This is a genomic window from Natroniella sulfidigena (assembly GCF_023223645.1).
In the GTDB taxonomy this organism is placed as follows: Bacteria; Bacillota; Halanaerobiia; order Halobacteroidales; family Halobacteroidaceae; genus Natroniella; species Natroniella sulfidigena.
Genome location: NZ_JALKBY010000002.1, coordinates 24,759 through 41,182, shown reverse-complemented (window position 1 = coordinate 41,182; position 16,424 = coordinate 24,759). Strand labels below are relative to the sequence as shown.

Annotated in this window: 20 protein-coding genes; 19 read left to right on the top strand and 1 reads right to left on the bottom strand. The window is 35.2% G+C overall.

Annotated features, from left to right (window positions below):
• Positions 1 to 36 precede the first annotated feature (36 nt).
• The 14 genes from MWH28_RS01465 to MWH28_RS13045 all read left to right on the top strand — a co-directional run bounded on the left by MWH28_RS01465 (position 37) and on the right by MWH28_RS13045 (position 11,461).
• Positions 37 to 585 (top strand): DUF6470 family protein, encoded by a 549-nt coding sequence (locus MWH28_RS01465; RefSeq protein ID WP_248617489.1) that lies wholly within the window; start codon positions 37 to 39, stop codon positions 583 to 585.
• 283 nt (positions 586 to 868) lie between these two features.
• The gene (locus tag MWH28_RS01460; RefSeq protein ID WP_248617488.1) at positions 869 to 1,228 is read left to right on the top strand and encodes a four helix bundle protein; all 360 of its coding nucleotides are present in this window, start codon (positions 869 to 871) and stop codon (positions 1,226 to 1,228) included.
• A 181-nt stretch (positions 1,229 to 1,409) separates the two neighbouring features.
• Positions 1,410 to 1,853, top strand: a complete 444-nt coding sequence (fliW, locus tag MWH28_RS01455) for a flagellar assembly protein FliW (protein WP_248617487.1) — start codon at positions 1,410 to 1,412, stop codon at positions 1,851 to 1,853.
• 122 nt (positions 1,854 to 1,975) lie between these two features.
• Positions 1,976 to 2,233, top strand: a complete 258-nt coding sequence (gene csrA / locus MWH28_RS01450) for a carbon storage regulator CsrA (RefSeq protein WP_248617486.1) — start codon at positions 1,976 to 1,978, stop codon at positions 2,231 to 2,233.
• Between the two features lie 548 nt (positions 2,234 to 2,781).
• Entirely contained in the window at positions 2,782 to 5,007 is a 2,226-nt protein-coding gene (locus MWH28_RS12785) for a flagellin N-terminal helical domain-containing protein (protein ID WP_282580087.1), read from the top strand.
• 347 nt (positions 5,008 to 5,354) lie between these two features.
• Positions 5,355 to 7,055: a flagellar filament capping protein FliD gene (gene fliD, locus MWH28_RS01435; protein ID WP_248617485.1), complete on the top strand. Its 1,701-nt coding sequence runs from the start codon at positions 5,355 to 5,357 to the stop codon at positions 7,053 to 7,055.
• A 26-nt stretch (positions 7,056 to 7,081) separates the two neighbouring features.
• Positions 7,082 to 7,450 (top strand): hypothetical protein, encoded by a 369-nt coding sequence (locus MWH28_RS01430; RefSeq protein ID WP_248617484.1) that lies wholly within the window; start codon positions 7,082 to 7,084, stop codon positions 7,448 to 7,450.
• 144 nt (positions 7,451 to 7,594) lie between these two features.
• Positions 7,595 to 8,023, top strand: coding sequence for a flagellar export chaperone FliS (gene fliS / locus MWH28_RS01425; protein WP_248617483.1), 429 nt, complete (start codon positions 7,595 to 7,597; stop codon positions 8,021 to 8,023).
• An 18-nt stretch (positions 8,024 to 8,041) separates the two neighbouring features.
• Positions 8,042 to 8,629, top strand: a complete 588-nt coding sequence (locus MWH28_RS01420) for a DUF8042 domain-containing protein (protein ID WP_248617482.1) — start codon at positions 8,042 to 8,044, stop codon at positions 8,627 to 8,629.
• A gap of 187 nt (positions 8,630 to 8,816) precedes the next feature.
• Positions 8,817 to 9,194 carry a flagellar protein FlaG gene (locus MWH28_RS01415; RefSeq protein WP_248617481.1) on the top strand — a complete coding sequence of 126 codons (378 nt, stop codon included), beginning with the start codon at positions 8,817 to 8,819 and terminating at the stop codon, positions 9,192 to 9,194.
• Between the two features lie 54 nt (positions 9,195 to 9,248).
• Positions 9,249 to 9,452 (top strand): hypothetical protein, encoded by a 204-nt coding sequence (locus MWH28_RS01410; RefSeq protein ID WP_248617480.1) that lies wholly within the window; start codon positions 9,249 to 9,251, stop codon positions 9,450 to 9,452.
• Between the two features lie 104 nt (positions 9,453 to 9,556).
• Positions 9,557 to 9,751 (top strand): hypothetical protein, encoded by a 195-nt coding sequence (locus MWH28_RS01405; RefSeq protein WP_248617479.1) that lies wholly within the window; start codon positions 9,557 to 9,559, stop codon positions 9,749 to 9,751.
• 385 nt (positions 9,752 to 10,136) lie between these two features.
• A complete protein-coding gene (locus MWH28_RS01400; protein ID WP_248617478.1) occupies positions 10,137 to 11,003 on the top strand; it encodes a tyrosine-type recombinase/integrase in 867 nt (288 codons plus the stop codon).
• Between the two features lie 188 nt (positions 11,004 to 11,191).
• Positions 11,192 to 11,461: a PD-(D/E)XK nuclease family transposase gene (locus MWH28_RS13045; protein WP_428323568.1), complete on the top strand. Its 270-nt coding sequence runs from the start codon at positions 11,192 to 11,194 to the stop codon at positions 11,459 to 11,461.
• A 63-nt stretch (positions 11,462 to 11,524) separates the two neighbouring features.
• On the opposite strand, the gene MWH28_RS01395 is transcribed toward MWH28_RS13045, so the two are convergent.
• Positions 11,525 to 12,781 (bottom strand): RNA-guided endonuclease InsQ/TnpB family protein, encoded by a 1,257-nt coding sequence (locus tag MWH28_RS01395; protein ID WP_248617477.1) that lies wholly within the window; start codon positions 12,779 to 12,781, stop codon positions 11,525 to 11,527.
• 181 nt (positions 12,782 to 12,962) lie between these two features.
• On the opposite strand from MWH28_RS01395, the gene MWH28_RS13040 reads away from it, so the two are divergent.
• From MWH28_RS13040 to MWH28_RS01375, 5 genes are all read left to right on the top strand, one after another.
• Positions 12,963 to 13,277 (top strand): Rpn family recombination-promoting nuclease/putative transposase, encoded by a 315-nt coding sequence (locus MWH28_RS13040; protein WP_428323567.1) that lies wholly within the window; start codon positions 12,963 to 12,965, stop codon positions 13,275 to 13,277.
• 2 nt (positions 13,278 to 13,279) lie between these two features.
• Complete coding sequence (locus tag MWH28_RS01390) at positions 13,280 to 13,651, top strand: Rpn family recombination-promoting nuclease/putative transposase (protein WP_248617476.1); 372 nt, start codon at positions 13,280 to 13,282, stop codon at positions 13,649 to 13,651.
• Between the two features lie 229 nt (positions 13,652 to 13,880).
• Positions 13,881 to 14,840, top strand: coding sequence for an Rpn family recombination-promoting nuclease/putative transposase (locus MWH28_RS01385; RefSeq protein ID WP_248617475.1), 960 nt, complete (start codon positions 13,881 to 13,883; stop codon positions 14,838 to 14,840).
• Positions 14,841 to 15,176: 336 nt separating this feature from the next.
• Complete coding sequence (locus MWH28_RS01380) at positions 15,177 to 15,488, top strand: flagellar biosynthesis protein FlgN (RefSeq protein WP_248617474.1); 312 nt, start codon at positions 15,177 to 15,179, stop codon at positions 15,486 to 15,488.
• A gap of 90 nt (positions 15,489 to 15,578) precedes the next feature.
• Positions 15,579 to 15,980 carry a four helix bundle protein gene (locus MWH28_RS01375; protein ID WP_248617473.1) on the top strand — a complete coding sequence of 134 codons (402 nt, stop codon included), beginning with the start codon at positions 15,579 to 15,581 and terminating at the stop codon, positions 15,978 to 15,980.
• The last annotated feature ends 444 nt before the right edge of the window (positions 15,981 to 16,424 follow it).

The window sequence follows — 16,424 nt, the reverse complement described above, 5'->3', positions numbered from 1 at the left end:
TGTTCTAGATTCCTAAAACAAAGGGAGTTGATACTAATGCGACTTGAGATAGATCAAACCTTTGGTCAGTTGGCCTTAGAACAGAGGCCAGCTCAGCTTGAGATTGAGCAGCCGAAGGCTGATTTTGAAATAGAACAGAGTTCTAGTCAAATAGAAATCAATAGTGAGCCTGTCGAGATTGATATTGATTATACTGCTCCTCAGGAAGACATGGATATCTACTCTCCCCGAGCTTTTGGAGAAAAAATAGCCCAAGAGGGTTTGAATGCTGGCATGGAAGGTACAGCTAAATATGCCCGTCAGGGCTATGAGTTGGCCCAAATAGAAGATGGCGGAGATGCTTTAGTCAGACAGGCAGTTGAAAACTCTGGTATCAATGATGAAAAAGAAGTAGTCTTAAGTCCTAAACGACCAATAGATATCAATGTCAGACCGGATAGCCAAGAGATAAATGTGCAACCTGCTCAATTCAATCTTAAAACGCGACCCAATTGGCCCAGGATAGATGCCACTTATCCTAGGGTTGATATCTATTTGGCTCAGCAGCCGGAATTAAATATTAGGGTGGTTGATCTTCGGGTATAAAAAGGAGTCAGGAGATTACAGGAATCAGGAATCAGGAATCAGTAGATTACAGGAATAAGGAACAAAGAATCAGGAATCAGTAAAAGTCAAAGTCAAGACCTTAAATTTTTTTGAAGATAATGCTTTTGAATTTACGGATTCCAAGTTCCAGATTCCATTTTCCCAAGAGTTTTTTTGAACTCACAGATTCCATATTCCAAGTTCCAGATTCCACAATAGTATACACCCTGCCACTCAATGGCATAATAATACATAAATTATATTTATTGAGAGGGTGGGTATAATGAAATGCGTTGAAGATTTGAATGTTTTCAAGAAAGCTCATGATTTAACAATTGCACTATATAAAATGACTTCTAATTTTCCTAGTGAAGAAAAATACGGTCTTGTGTCACAGATTAGAAGAGCTAGTTCTTCGATTAATTCTAATTTAATGGAAGGTAGTCATAGAAGAACTAATCCAGATTATAAACGTTTTATAGGGATAGCTAGAGGATCGGTTGGAGAACTGAAATATCATTTATTATTAGCAAAGGATTTAGGATATATAAATGGTGATGACTATTTATATTTCAAAAGTAAAATAGAAATAATAAGCAAAATGTTAACTGGAATGTTAAAATCGATTAAGGACAGGGATTAGGAAGCGGAAGATTACAGGAATAAGGAACAAAGAATCAGGAATCAGTAAGAGCGTAAATCAAGCTCCTAAAATAGTTTTGAATTTACGGATTCCATATTCCAGACTCCATGTTCCCAAGTTTTTTTGAACTCACATATTCCATATTCCAAATTCCATGTTCCTATGCCAGGGAGGTGTCAAGATGGAATTAGAAAGTGCTAGATTTGGTACTATAGAGATAGAAGGTGCTGAGATCTTAACCTTTAAGCAAGGGTTATATGGTTTTGAAGATGAGACTCAATTTGTCATCTTAGATGAAGAGGATAGCCCTTTTTTTTGGCTTCATGCAGTGAATAACCCTGAATTATGCTTTATAGTAGCTGAACCGGGTAATTTTTATCAAGGGTATGAATTTGAGCTATCTAAAAAAGCTCAACAAGAACTAGAAATAGAAGATAAATCAGAAGTAATGGTCATTAATCTTGTGGTAGTACCGGAAGACCATACGAAGATGACGATGAATCTAAAAGCACCAATCGTAATCAATCAAAAGAAGAATCTGGGACGACAGATTATCCTTGAAAATGAAGACTATTCGGTCAAATATCCATTGTTTAAAGAACAAAAAAGTGTAAGTAGTGGATAAGAAGGAGTCGAGAATCAGGAATCAGTAAGAGCGTAAATCAAGATCCTAAAATGGCTTTGAACTTACCGATTCCTTGTTCCAGATTCTAGATTCCTAATGTAATTTTATTTGGAGGTTTTTCAATGCTAATTCTAACTAGAAAAAAAGAAGAAAGTATTATTCTTGATGATAAAATAGAAGTTAAAGTCTTAGCAGTCGAAGGCGGTAGGGTCAAGCTAGGTATCGAAGCACCTGCTGATATAGAGATCCACCGCCAAGAAGTTTATGAAGAGATCAAAGCTGAGAATCAAGAAGCAGCTAAGCAGAAGGTGGATTTAGAATTTTTGAAGGGGATAAAGAGCAGTGTGAGTGGCGAGTGTGAGAAAGACCTTAAAGAATAAAAGCTAAAAAGATGCGAATAGTGAGTGTGAGAGAAAACCTAAAAAGTGTGAGTGATGAGTGTGAGAAAGAACTGAAGGTTTTGATTTTACTCACACACATAACACCCACACACACTAAATAAACAGCAAAAAGGTCAAATTAGATAGTTAAATGGACTTAAAAGAATTTAATCAGCTTTAAAGATGATTAATCGCTTGATATGTGGTTAAGGAAAATTAATCTAAACTCGATAATTAGAACAGAACGACAAAGATTCAGTAGCTTTTAAAGCTTTGCTAAAGAGCAAAGTTGTAAAGGTTACTGAAACCTGTGGCTAACAACAGATACCTAGGATCTGTCTGTGGCTACTGGGGTAACTATTAGTGTGAGTGACTAGTGTGAGTGTGAGGAAAACCAAGGTCAAATTCAAAGCCGTAATTTGAAGGTTTTGTTCTGATGATTTTGGTTTAAAGGTTTTGAACTTACTCACACACACAACACCCACACACACTTATTTTCAGCACGGATGCTGAAAAAACAACAAAAACTCAAGGAGGATGAAATAATAATGAGAATTCAAACTAATGTTAATGCACTTAATTCGTACAGAAACTTAGGTCAAACAAATAATGCACAATCAAAGTCCATGGAGAAGTTATCTTCTGGATTTAGAATTAACAGAGCTGCTGATGATGCTGCAGGTCTAGCAATCAGTGAGAAGATGAGAGGACAGATCAGTGGTCTTAATCAAGCTACTCGTAATGCTCAAGATGGTATCTCTATGATTCAGACTGCAGAGGGTGCTTTAAATGAGTCACATGAGATCTTACAGAGAATGAGAGAACTTTCTGTTCAAGCATCAAATGATACTTATACTGATAGTGATAGAGATGAGATCCAAGAGGAGATTAATCAGTTAGCAGAAGAATTGGATAGAATTTCTGATACTACTGAATTTAACAATAGAACTCTATTAGATGGAGGTCTAGAAGAAGAAATCTTCCAGATTGGTGCTAATGAAGGTCAAAATATTGATGTTAGTATTGACGATATGAGTGCTGAGGCACTTGAAGTTGTTTCTGATACTATCGATATGGATGCTGGCGATGGTGTTCAAGGTATTGATGCAGATTTGGGTGTTCCTATTGAAGATTATGCTCTAGAAGCTAAAGCAGGTGGAGCAGTAGCTGCTGAATTAGAAGCAGATACTGATGGAATTGATACAGATGGCCATGCTGAAGATATAGATGTTCATTATGCAGTAGGAATTAGTAATGATGGTGATGTAACTTTTGATGGAGAAAATGAAATTGGAGTCAATACTGATGGTGATATCGACTGGGATAGTATTAATACAAATAGTACTGATGCTGATAATGAAATTGATATTTCAACAGATGGAGATGATCTTAAAATAGAGATTGATGTTATAGATGATGATGGAAATCGAACACAGGTGGATGATACAATTTCTGCTGATGAAGATGGAAACTTCCATTATGATAGCCATGGTCTGGATTTTAGTTTATCAGAGTCTGATTTTGAAGATTTAGATGATAATGCTATTAATGTTAATTTAGCCGAGATAGATGAAGCCGACAATGCTGACTTTACTGATGGTATTTCGACTGCTGATACATGGGATACCATGACCGATGGAACTAATCCATTGACCGAGGGATATGCTGAAATTGACGATGGTATAAAAATCGATCCGGCTGATGATCAATGGTTAGAAGGTGCAGCAGAAATAAACATTGATGGAGATGATTTACAATCTGGTGATGCTGAAATTACAGTTGAGATTCTTGATGATAGTAGTAATGTATTATCATCAGATACTTATAGTTTAGATGAGCCAGATAGTTTTAATTATGATAATCATGGTATTGAGTTTGATTTAGATATAAATGATGCTGATAATATTGAATTAAATCAAGATATTGAAGTTTATGATAATAGCGTGGAGTTTAATAGTGACCAAGAACTAGAACTTACAGTTACCGATGAAGATGGTGTAAACCAAGATATTGAGGTTGATTTTGATGAAGGAACTTACAGCCTTGACCAGATGGCTGAGATGATCAATAATGCTGCTGATGCGGCTGGTGAATTTGATAATACTGATGTTGCAGAAGTTGATAATGAAGCTGGTACATTAAATCTTAACTCAGGTGCTGAAGGTGAAGATGCAATTATTGAAGTAAATAGTGATATTACAGAGGAGGGTGGCACTAAATTATTCGGTGGAGAACAGACTGGAGATGATGCAATAACAGGTGGAGATTCAAGTGTTGACTTCACTCTTGTAGATGCTGATGGTGCTACTGTTGAAGAAGAAACAGGGGTAAGTGCTGAAGCAACTGAAGTGTCCTTTGATGAAGGAATAAGATTTGAATTAGAAGAGATGGATTCTGAAGTATTAAATGAAATGTCTGATGCTGAAGTTACAGATCATTTTTCTGCTGATAACTTTGAGCGAGATGTATCAGGTATCGATGTTTCAAGTGCAGATGCAGCTGGTGAAGCTATAACTGCTATTGATAGTGCAATTGAAGATATCTCTAGCCAACGTTCTGAGCTTGGTGCGGTTCAGAATAGATTAGAGCATACAATCTCTAACTTAGAGGTTTCTGCTGAGAACTTGACTGCTGCAGAATCTCGAATCAGAGACGTTGATATGGCAGAAGAGATGATGGAATTCTCTAAACAACAGATCTTAGAGCAAGCTGGTACTTCTATGTTAGCACAAGCTAACCAAGGATCACAGGGAGTATTACAGTTACTAGGATAATAAGTTCGGGAGTATAATTAAATTAGATAGAGATTAAATAAGCCGACCGGCTTTTCAATAGTCGGTCGGTTTTTGTAATATAGGAACAAGGAATCAGTAGAAAAATAGGAATAAGGAACAGGGAATCAGGAATCTGTGGATTACAGGAACAAGGAATAAGTAAAAAACAAGAATAAGGAACAGGGAATCGGGAATCTGTGAAGATCAAAGTCAAGGTCAAGAGCTTTATGGTTTTGAAGTTAAGGTTTTTGAATTTACATGTTCCAGATTCCATATTCCCAAGTTGTTTTTTGAACTTACAGATTCCATATTCCGGACTCCTGATTCCTAAAGAGGGGGTGTTTAAAATGGTACAAGGAATATCTTTTGATGGTATGGCTTCAGGATTAGAAACGGATCAGATGATTGAGCAGTTGATGGAGATAGAAAGGGTTTCCGTTCGTCGTCTTGAAGCACAAAAGGAAGAAGCTGAAGTTGAACAAGAGCTCTGGCAGGATATTAACCAAAGGCTACAAGGCTTTGACAGTAGTATTGATACCTTAAGAGACCGGAGTACCTTTGAAAGTCGAGAGGTAAACTCAGCTAATGAGAGTCTAATGACTGCTACTGCTCAACGAGGTGCTGATGAAGCAAATTATCAAATGCAGGTTAAGCAGTTGGCGACAGCCCATCGAGTCGGTGGTGCTAGGCTAACTGATATAGCAGGTGAAGATGCGGATGTTACTACTGAATTAGATTTAGATGGCAAGTTTGAGGTTAATGGAACAGAGATCGAAATAAATACAGAAGATAGCTTGCAAGATGTTAGAGATAGTATCAATGTTGCTGATGCTGGTGTTCAAGCTAGTATCATGGATGACCGCTTAATTCTAACTTCCTCAGAAACGGGTGAGGAGAATACAATTTCTCTAGCAGATACAGACGGCACAGCTTTAAAAGATTTGGGGATGCTTGATGGTGCTGGTGCTACTCCTGCTCAATTAACTACTGGCTTAGGAGATTTAGATACACTTAATTCTATTGATGACGAGTTAACTATTGAGTATACTGATGCAGAAGGAACTCTTCAAACTGTTGAAATGGATTTTGAAGGTCAAGATTTTGATACTGGAGAGGATTTAGCAGGTTTTATTAATACTCAAACTGGAGAAAATATTGCTTCTTGGGATGACGTCCAAGAAGAGCTTACTCTCAGTTCTCTAAATGAAGGGGCAGATGCTACAGTATCCATTACAGAAATGTCTGAAGATGTAGATACTGTTTTTCAAAACCTTTCGGTAGATGATTCTATTACTGGAGGCTCAGGATTCACTAATGAACTTGTCGAGGCTCAAAATGCTCTCTTTGAAGTCGATGGACTTGAGGTAGAGAGGGGCAATAACACAGGGATTGATGATGTGATCGACAATGTCAGCCTTGATCTAAATGGTGCTAGTAAAGGTGAAGTATTTAATCTTGAAGTAAACAATGATAACAAACAGACTAAAGAAGCAATCTCTGAGTTTGTCAATGAATATAATTCAGTCCAGACCTATCTCCATCAGTTGAGTGGAGAAGATGGGATGTTACAAGGTGATACTACAGCCCGACGTCTATCGACCAATCTTCGCCGGGAAATTACTAATGCTATCCCTGTTCATGAGGATTATGATAGTATAGCCCAGCTAGGAATTGAGGTAGATGATGAAGGAAATATGGAGTTTAATGAAGCTACTTTTGATGAAGTATTGGATGAAGAGCCAGAGGTTGTCCAGAAGATGTTTAGGGCACGAGAAGATGATGATGGGATTGATGGTATAGCTCGCCGAGTCAGAGACAGAGTTCAGGAGTATATCCGTAGTGGTGATGGAGTGCTGACTAGAAGAGACTCTTCCTTAGATAGTAGAATGGATCGGATTGACAGACGAATTGAAAGCCAAGAGAGAAGAATGGAAAGAAGAGAACAAAGTATGAGAAGACAGTTTACTAGAATGGAGACAGCTATGAATGATATGCAGGCTCAGCAAAGCTGGCTCAATGGTCAGATAGAAGGTCTAAGTGGTGGTTAATAATAGAGCTAAGAAGGTAGGTAAAGATGATAGCAGAAAAATTAGAACTCTACCAAGAACTTTATCATAAGAATAAAGAGATAGAGCAACAGTTGGCGGAAGACAATATTGAAACAGTAATCGAATTACTTGTCAAGAAGCAAGAACTAATCGAAGAGCTAGATGGCTTTAATCTAGCCGAAGAGATAAAAGATGAAAAGCTCCTCGTTACTGTGGAGGAGTTACTAAAAAAGATTAATGTCTTAGAAGAGAAGAATATCAAAACCATGGAAGAAAAAAAGATCTCAATCCGCAAGGAGTTAGCTAGAATTAGAAAGGGTAAGAAGAACCAGAAAAGCTACTCTGGTTATGGGTCTCAATCAAGCGGCGGTAGAATAATCGATCGGAAGAGGTAGATAACAGGAACAGGGAATCAGGAACAAGGAATCAGTAAAAGCGTAGGTCAAAGTCAAGAGCTTTTATGGTTTTGAAGTAAAGGTTTTGAACTCACTGATTCCTGATTCCCGACTCCTGATTCCTAAAAAAAGGAGGTTTTTATATTGAACTATTCAAATGCTCAACAGCAGTATAAGAAGAATAATGTTCAAACAGCAAGTCCAGGGAAGCTGTTGATTATGCTTTATCAAGGAGCAATCAAGTTTCTAAATCGAACAGAAGTTTTTATGGAAAAAGAAGATTATGAACAGGTCAACAATCACCTAATTCGAGTCCAAGATATTATCACAGAACTTCGTTGTACCTTAGATAAAGAGGTCGGAGGAGAATTTGCGGAGAACTTAGATGCTTTATATGAGTATATGTATCATCTATTAGTCCAAGCAAATAAGGATAAAGACTTAGAACCTATTCACCAAGTCAAAGAATATCTGAAAGAGTTATTAGAAGCATGGCAAGAAGCAAATAAGAAGGTTGGCAATAAAGTATTCAAACAGAACAATGCTGCTAAACTAGATATAACAAGCGAATAAATTAGTGGAGGTATTTTAATGAAGGTTTATCTTGATGATACTAAATTGGAGCAAGAGTTTAACAACTTAGACAGAGAAGACTTAGTTGCTAAGATAGAGGAGCAGATTGAGGGCAAGATAATTGAGAAGGTATATTTGGGTAAGCAAGAGTTTAGCTTGGCAGAGTTTAAAGAGAGTGGTATCAAGATTCAAGGAATCAGCAGTAAGATTCAATTTATCACTAAGGATATAGAAGAGCTGACGAAGGAAACTTTAGAGACTGCTCAAGATTATTTACCTAAATTAAGGCAAGGACTTAATGATACAGTAAATTTATTCAAGCAAGGTAAACTCAATCAAGCACATCAGAAGTACGGCTTATGTCTAGAAGGTTTGGAGTGGTACACTCAAGCAATCTTTAATATCATATCTGTAAGTAATCAACAAGAAGAGGTAGAAGAAATTGAGAATTTACTCAATGATTTTACTAAATCAATCAATAGATCAGCAATAGCTTACCAACATGGAGATTTGAATAATGTTGTTGGAATTATCCAAGAAGAGACGATAGACTTTGTAGAGCAATTTATTGAGGTAAACAATAGCTTATCTAAGCAAGAGAACTAGTAGGAAAGCAGGTAAGGACTTTAAAATTAGTGTAAGTGTGTAGTGGTTGTGATACCTATTCTTGAATTTGAACTTATCTTTTTAAGTTTTGGCTCACCTACGAGTCTTAAAAATCAAGACTCTTCGTAATAAAAACATTCACTCACACACACTCATAACTTATAAAAAAAGAAAGGAGGGAGTAAGGATGGATATCTCAGGAGTTAGTAATGTCAACCCTGCTCCGTCTCCCGGATCTGTGAATTCAGAGGAGGCAAAAGGTCAAAAACAAAATCAAGTAAATAAGTTAGTAGGAGCAAAAGATCATAGGGGAAGTAATAATGAGAAGTTGGAAGAATTAACTGAGGAAAAACTAGAAGAAGGAATAGAAACATTAAATGAATCAGTAGAAAACCTACAGAAAGGCTTAAAGTTTCAAATACATGAAGAGAGTGACAGAATGCAAGTTCAAGTAGTAGATGTAATAGAAGATGAAGTACTAAAAGAATTGCCACCAGAAGAGGTCTTGGAGATGTTAGGTAAGATCAGAGAGATGGTTGGCTTAATTATTGATGAGACGATTTAATTCAAGTTGCCCTAGGGCAACTTTTTTCTTTAATAAGGGAAGGAGCGTAGCTCAATGATTAAATTAATAAAGCAGCTAAAAGAGCAGTTACTCAAGGTTAAGCACAGAAAGAAACGCTTAGCCGAATTGGAGATGAAGCTACGCTCAATGAGAAGACTAGCGGTCTATATCAGAGATGAAGAGCTTACTGTCGAGGAAAAGGTAGAGGTTAAGCAGGAGTTTGATAGGTTGAAGCTGGACATCAGGAACAAGGAATAAAGAATCAGTGAAAATCAAATTCAAGAGGCTAAGTTCTTTTGAATTTACTGACTCCAGACTCCAGATTCCCGATTCCAGACTCCTAAAATAGGAGGTGTGTAAAGGTGAGAATGTCAGCAATGGGAGGTCAAAACTTAGCCAGTATCAGACAGGCTTTATCAATGGCTAACCTAAATACTGCAATGAATCGAGATGAAGGAACAGTTGGGGGCTTAATAGAAGGAATGAAAGAACAGACAGAGATTATTCAGGCTATCAGCCAAGGTCATAAGGGGACTGTGATAGATGTGCGAGCTTAACAATAGAAAGATAATATCCTAAGTTGAGACTAGTAGGTCAACAAACCTGTTAGTCTTTTTTACTTTAGACCGTACCATCAGAAATTACAAGTATATATTATAATAAAAATAGGCTAGCCTAATCTTAAACTGACGGCATTAAACTGTCCAAATTCACTGCATTAAAAGACTAACAAAGCTTGATTATCCCTCTTTCCATACAACACATGGGAAGAGGGACTTTTTCATTTCACCTAACTCACCGCATTATTTTAGTAATGCAGTCAGTGGATAGATAGCCAAATATCTTCTTCAGAAATTGGCGGCTACCGTGGCTATGTCGGCTAAGTAGCCAGCACTGCTGCCTCTGCCGCCACTGTAGGAAGAAAAAAGAAGGAGGATACAGATGGAGATATTAAGAGAATATCAAAACTGGCTCAAAGAAGATGCCAAGACAGATAAGACTATTGAGAATTACAGGACTGATGTAAAAGGCTTCCTTGAATGGATAGGAAGCAAGGTTGACTTAGAGCAGTTAAGAAGAGCAGACTTTAGAAACTACTTTCATCACTTAAGAGAAAGAGCATTCGCAGTTAGTACTATCAATAAGAAGGTCAACTCTCTAAGGTCATTCAATGATTATCTATTAGAAGAAGAGATAATCAGTAAGAAGCTAGTCTATCCAGAGAAAGATAGAATCAAGATAGCTAAGGGGAGTAATAGCAATATTGAAATCTTCTCAGCAGATGAGGTTGAAAGAATATTAAGTTACTTAGACAGAGAAGAAATAAGCCAAAGAGATAGAATGATAGTTCACCTTCTATTATATACAGGAATTAGAGTAGGAGAATTAGTAGAGATTAGATTAAAGCATTTAGACCTATTAGTTGGTGAGCTAAAGGTTGTTGGTAAAGGCAGTAAATATCGGGAGATACCACTCAATCAAAAGGTAAGAAAGTCAATTAGAAGCTATCTGCAAGAGGAGAGGAATAATAGTAAGTATAAGGAAAGTGATTACCTAATCTTAACCCAAAGAAGTCCTAAAGCTCACCGTGATACAATCAATAACCTCTTAAATAAGATAGGGGATGAAGTAGATTTGAAGGTCTATCCTCACAAATTCAGACATACCTGCTTTACAATCCTAATCAGGAAAGGGGTTGATATAGCAACGGTAAGTGAATTAGCAGGTCATTCTTCAATTGAAACAACTCACAGGTATTACCTCAGTACCTCAAAGGAGGAAAAAGCTAAGGCTGTAGAGTTGCTTTAAGTAGCTTAAGTTATTTGAATTTTGAGTAAGATAAGGTATAATATAGTTACAAGGTAGTAATTAGAGTTAATAGCTGAAAAAATCAAATACTAGAAAGGAAGATAAGATAATATGAAAGAAGAACTATTAGATCCTAAAGTAGACTTTGTCTTTAAGAAGATATTTGGCTCAGATAGGCTAAATCATTATTGATTGATTTAGCCATCACGGAAAGTCCTAAAAGGACTTGGAGGGAGAAAAGATCAAATATATTGATTGCATTTCTAAATGCTGTATTTGGAACTAAGGGTACGGAAGAAGAAATAGTAGAGGTAAAGATAGATAATGCTGAAATTAATAAGGACTGGGATGAAGATAAGTTATCTCGTTTAGATGTCAAAGCCACTGCTAATAATAATACAAAGGTGAATCACCTCCGAGACGAGCAACGGAGGCTTCTCACACTTCACAAATTCTAAGAAAGCAATTTGCTACTAGGTGAGTTTGAACGAAGTTTAGTAATTAAGTTTTTGCACCTATTATCATGCAACTCTTATTCGTTCTGGAGGATTCACAGCTCCATTATCCCTAGCTTGATTAATAAGTTTGGGAATACATTTTTCATCTAAAAATTTACGCATTATATTTAAGCTACCATTTATATCAGCATTTATAGTTAAACCTGTATTAGATTTAAAAAGTCCTCGTTCAACTCTACGAGATTTATTATAATTATCTCTATTTAGTCTTTCTAAATCTAGTGCAGAACAACCAGAAGTATATGCTTCATTAATGATATATACCTTTATTCCTGCTAATTTAGCTTTATACTCAATTAATTTTTTTAAACGCTGAATTGGTACTTGAACAAATGATTTATTATAGTTCATATTCTGTTTAATCTGCTTTAAATCACCAATTATTATTTTAGATACTTGGTGTTTTTTAGCTAGATTAATTATTTTTCTACTAGCTTGATGTAGAAAATTTGCAATATAATTCTTTCGTTTTAGTCTTAATTGTTTAATCTTGTTAGTATCTTTAAATTGCTTACTACCTACTTGCTTCATTCTAATTTTTTGAAGTCTAGCAATTTCCTTATTAAAGTAACTATTTTTACTTTTAATAGGTTTTCCATTGATAATATAGTTATCTGTATTGTCTTTAAAGGTTAAGGTAGCTAAATTATTCAAACCCAAATCAATAGCCATTATATTATTACCTTGTGGTTTGTCTTTAGGCTCAACTTTATATATTACTAACAAATACCATTCATTAGAAAGGTTATCTTGCTTTATCCTTACTTGTTGAAGGTTATCTAAATTTATGTAGCTTTCAATTGCTAAAGGCAACTGAAATTTAAGACTTTTTACTCCATATTTAGATTTAACTTCTTTAGATAGGGATAGCAACAAGTTTCCACTTTTAATCCTAGTAGCTAAATTAGTAAATATGATTTCGCTTGGATTACTATTTAAATATTTAAATTTAGGTGGTCTTGGTTGTCCTTGATATTTGCTTGGATTGTTATTGTAATCTTTAATAGAGTTAAAGTAACTTTTCCAATCTCGAGATAATTGTTTAAATAATTGTTGTCTATTATGGCTATGCAAATAATTAGTATGCCAATTAGATTTAAATTGTTTCTCTAATCTAGTATATACTGGTTTTATTTCTTCATTATTCTTAATTTGATAGTTGACTATATTGTACAATTTACTTGTATGCCAACTTAACTCTTTAACTATCTCCAATTGTTTATGGCTAAAATTAGGTTTGAATTTAAATGTTAATCTCATAGTTTCACCTCCTTATATATATATTATAACCTATTAGTATGTGCTATATACAGAAAGGATATTTAATTTCAAGGTATTGAACCTTAAAATTAAAAGGCTCATTCATTCCCTAAGACGAGCATAAGGGGTTTTTTGAGCCTTTCCTATAAATGTAGAGATTCAGCTAAAAAATCAATACAATATGAAGAGGAGAAGCTTATATTACTGGTCGAAACTATATTCATCACAACTGAAAAAAGGTCAAAAATACAGAACACTAAATAAGACAGTAGCAATTAACATTTTGAACTTCAGCTATCTAAAAGAGATGGATAAGTATCATAATTGCTTCTTGTTAAAAGAAAAAGAGACTAATCAAGTGTTGACGGACTTAGAAGAGATACATTTCATAGAACTACCTAAGTTTGATGCAGGTAAGTATCAAGATGAGGATGAGATAGACAGTGATTTGATCCCATGGCTCTTATTTCTTAAAAACCCAAAAGTGAGGTGGTAAAGATGATTGAAGAGAGAATAAAGGAATTGAAGGAAGCTGCTGAGACTTTGGAAGTATTAAGCCAGGATGAAGAAGCTAGGGAATTGTACGAAGCCAGACAGAAAGCGATCCATGATCAAGTCAGTAATTTAGAAGAGGCTCGAAGAGAAGCCAAGGAGAAAGGTAGAGAAGAGGGCAGAGAAGAAGGGATAGAAATAGGTCAAGGGTTAGGAATGGCAGCCTTAATAGAAATACAATTAACTAATAAATTCAAGTCAATACCTAAAGAATATATTAAGAAGCTAAAAGAGCAGAGTGATGATAAATTAAAGATAATAGGTACAAAGATATTTGAAATGGAAGAAATTGAAGAGTTGGAGGAGTATCTTGATTAAGTAAAAGTAGCAGCTACCGTGGTAATATCTTCTAAATAGCCAGCAATGTCGCCATCTTCGAAAAGAATAATAACAGGATAATGAGTCAGTAAGAGAAATCTTGCTGGCTTTTTTGCTTAAAATGGAGAAAAGGCTAAGGTAGTTGGATCGTTTTAGGAGCTAAGTTATTTAAATTTTGAGTAAGATAAGGTATAATAATAATAGAACCTAAAAAAGTGAGGTAAAAATAATGAAAACGCCACATGATAAATTCTTCAAAAGAAGTCTGGAGCAAAAAGAAACAGCTAAAGACTTCTTAGAACACTATTTACCATCTGGATTACTAACCAAGATAGATATGACGAGTTTAGAAATAGAAAAAGATAGTTTCGTTGATGATGAATTAGCTGAGCACTTTTCTGATATAGTTTATAAAGCTAACTTAGCTGAAAAAGAGAGCTATTTATGCTTCATCTTTGAGCATAAGAGTTACAAATACTCTAACATTACCCTACAACTTCTGAGATATATGATTAATGTATGGAGTTTAAAGAAAGAGCAAGGAGCTGATAAGCTTCCACTAATAGTACCAATGCTAATCTATCATGGAAAATATGAATGGGATATAGGACTTAAACTAAGTGATATTGTAGAGGAAGTACCAATTGAGGCAGAAGTCTATCTACCTGATTTTGAATATATTCTCTTTGATCTTTCTGCTTATGATAAAGGAGAGATTAAAGAGATCTGTCAGATGAGAGTTTTTGTAGAGGTCTTGAGTGCTATCTTTCAAGGTGATTTTGAAGAGAAACTCCTAGAAGCGTTGAAGGTCTTGGATGAATTAGAAAAGCAAAATAAAGCAATTGGATATTTTAAGATAATAGTCAGGTATATAATGGAGACTGATGCTGTCGATGCGGGTTTGGAAGATGTGAAAAGAATATCAGAGCAAGTATCTAAAGAGAAAGGGGGAGAAGTGATGAGTATTGCAGAAAAATTGAAAGAAGAAGGTAAAGAAGAAGGTAAAATAGAGGGTAAAATGGAACAATTACAGGAAACAGCATTTAAATTATTAACTAGAAAAATAGGGAGGTTGCCTAAAGAATATAAAGAAAGTCTAAAAGAACTTGATAAAGAAGAATTAGAAATAGTTATAGATGAGGTATTTAATATAGAGAAATTAGATGATATAGATAAATATTTGAATTGAAGAATAATATCTAAATTAAAGAGCTAAGTTCAATTTAATTATATATAGTAAAGAATTAGAAGTTTATTCAAATTAGTATTCCGAGATCAGCGACTATCGTGGTAATATCTGCTAAATTGCCAGCAATGTCGCCATCTTCGAAAAGAATAATAACAGGATAATGAGTCAGTAAGAGAAATCTTGCTGGCTTTTTTGCTTAAAATGGAGAAAAGACTAAGGTTGTTGAATTGTTAAGTTGTTTGAATTTTGAGTAAGATGAGGTATAATGTAGTAGTAGAGGTAAGTGGCTTTCAGAAGACGGATAAGAAAATTAGCCAAGGAAAGGGAGATTTAAAAATGTTAAAATCAGAAGAGGAAAAGATAGAACAGTTGAAGAAGCAGGTTGATCTTTATCAAGAATTGGTTGAGTTAGTAGAGGAAGAACAGGAGTTATTAAAGCAGGGCCAACAGACAGTAGAGCTGAAAGATGAACAACGAGAGATCAGAGATGAGATTGCAGGAATTGATCTCAAATTCAATCTCAGCCAAGGGGATAAGTTGAAGTTGATGGCTCAAAGTGATGATGAGAAGCTGAAGCAGTTAAAGCCGACGTTGCAGAAGTTGTATGACTTGGAGAAAGAAAATCAAGAGTTAGTGACTAGTGATTAGTAACTGGCTGTTAGAAAAATATAGAATAGTGAATATTAAATTCTTGATATGGAATAATAATAGCATCAATTTATAGGGGAGAAAATACAGATGAATTCATCAATTACAGATAAAAAATCACAAGTCACTAGAGATTACTTTGAGAAATTAAAAGTGTGGCAGAAATCACATGAGTTGGTCTTAGAGGTATATGAGACGATAGATTCATTTCCCAAAAGTGAGAGGTTTGGTTTAATAGATCAAATAAAGAGAGCTGTTACATCTATTCCGAATAATATTGCAGAGGGGACAGGTAGAAATACTAGTAAAGAATTATTACGGTTTTTATATGTTGCCCGTGGTTCATTGGAGGAAATCAAGTATTTATTGATACTGTCTAGGGATTTAGGATATATAGAAGAAGACTTATATAGTAATTTAAAAAAAGATGCCAATATTGTAGGTAAATTATTAAATGGTTTCATTAATAGTGTTAAAAAAGATAACGAATAATTTAATCTAAACCTAGTCAATTCTAAAGGGATGTTTTTAATAATTTTAGATTTTACGAACTAGTGACTAATCACTAATTACAAATCACTAGCCACTAATATCCCCTTGATTTTTTTTCTTTAGCAGGATATAATGAGATTCGTACTCACCTAGGTCTGTGGTTGAAAGTCGATGCCAGTCGCAGGCAAAACGATCCACGTAAGGTAGTAGAAGCTACTGAGCATGGTGCGGCTTAGAAGTGAGTCCTACCTGGAAAATTGTACATAAGTATTAATTTATCTAGAGAGGGATAGTAGTGGGAAAATCTTGCGAATTCTCCAGTAGGCGGGTGTGGGGGCAAAAACCAGGTCAGCTAGGTGGGTGCGTAATTTAAGTCTAAGGCTAAGTTTAAGGCTAAGTAAAATCAAAAGTTAGATAAAGCTTAAGTTCATAGTTAGAATCAAT

Bases quoted from the DNA above. Each gene is read 5' to 3' on its own strand.
- MWH28_RS01380 (WP_248617474.1), top strand. From the start codon at position 15,177: ATGTTAAAATCAGAAGAGGAAAAGATAGAACAGTTGAAGAAGCAGGTT.
- MWH28_RS01385 (WP_248617475.1), top strand. From the start codon at position 13,881: ATGAAAACGCCACATGATAAATTCTTCAAAAGAAGTCTGGAGCAAAAA.
- MWH28_RS01430 (WP_248617484.1), top strand. From the start codon at position 7,082: ATGATAGCAGAAAAATTAGAACTCTACCAAGAACTTTATCATAAGAAT.
- MWH28_RS01415 (WP_248617481.1), top strand. From the start codon at position 8,817: ATGGATATCTCAGGAGTTAGTAATGTCAACCCTGCTCCGTCTCCCGGA.
- MWH28_RS01390 (WP_248617476.1), top strand. From the start codon at position 13,280: ATGATTGAAGAGAGAATAAAGGAATTGAAGGAAGCTGCTGAGACTTTG.
- MWH28_RS01465 (WP_248617489.1), top strand. From the start codon at position 37: ATGCGACTTGAGATAGATCAAACCTTTGGTCAGTTGGCCTTAGAACAG.
- MWH28_RS12785 (WP_282580087.1), top strand. From the start codon at position 2,782: ATGAGAATTCAAACTAATGTTAATGCACTTAATTCGTACAGAAACTTA.
- MWH28_RS01395 (WP_248617477.1), bottom strand. From the start codon at position 12,781: ATGAGATTAACATTTAAATTCAAACCTAATTTTAGCCATAAACAATTG.
- MWH28_RS01420 (WP_248617482.1), top strand. From the start codon at position 8,042: ATGAAGGTTTATCTTGATGATACTAAATTGGAGCAAGAGTTTAACAAC.
- MWH28_RS01375 (WP_248617473.1), top strand. From the start codon at position 15,579: ATGAATTCATCAATTACAGATAAAAAATCACAAGTCACTAGAGATTAC.
- MWH28_RS01400 (WP_248617478.1), top strand. From the start codon at position 10,137: ATGGAGATATTAAGAGAATATCAAAACTGGCTCAAAGAAGATGCCAAG.
- csrA (WP_248617486.1), top strand. From the start codon at position 1,976: ATGCTAATTCTAACTAGAAAAAAAGAAGAAAGTATTATTCTTGATGAT.
- fliD (WP_248617485.1), top strand. From the start codon at position 5,355: ATGGTACAAGGAATATCTTTTGATGGTATGGCTTCAGGATTAGAAACG.
- MWH28_RS13040 (WP_428323567.1), top strand. From the start codon at position 12,963: ATGAAGAGGAGAAGCTTATATTACTGGTCGAAACTATATTCATCACAA.
- fliW (WP_248617487.1), top strand. From the start codon at position 1,410: ATGGAATTAGAAAGTGCTAGATTTGGTACTATAGAGATAGAAGGTGCT.
- MWH28_RS01460 (WP_248617488.1), top strand. From the start codon at position 869: ATGAAATGCGTTGAAGATTTGAATGTTTTCAAGAAAGCTCATGATTTA.
- MWH28_RS01410 (WP_248617480.1), top strand. From the start codon at position 9,249: ATGATTAAATTAATAAAGCAGCTAAAAGAGCAGTTACTCAAGGTTAAG.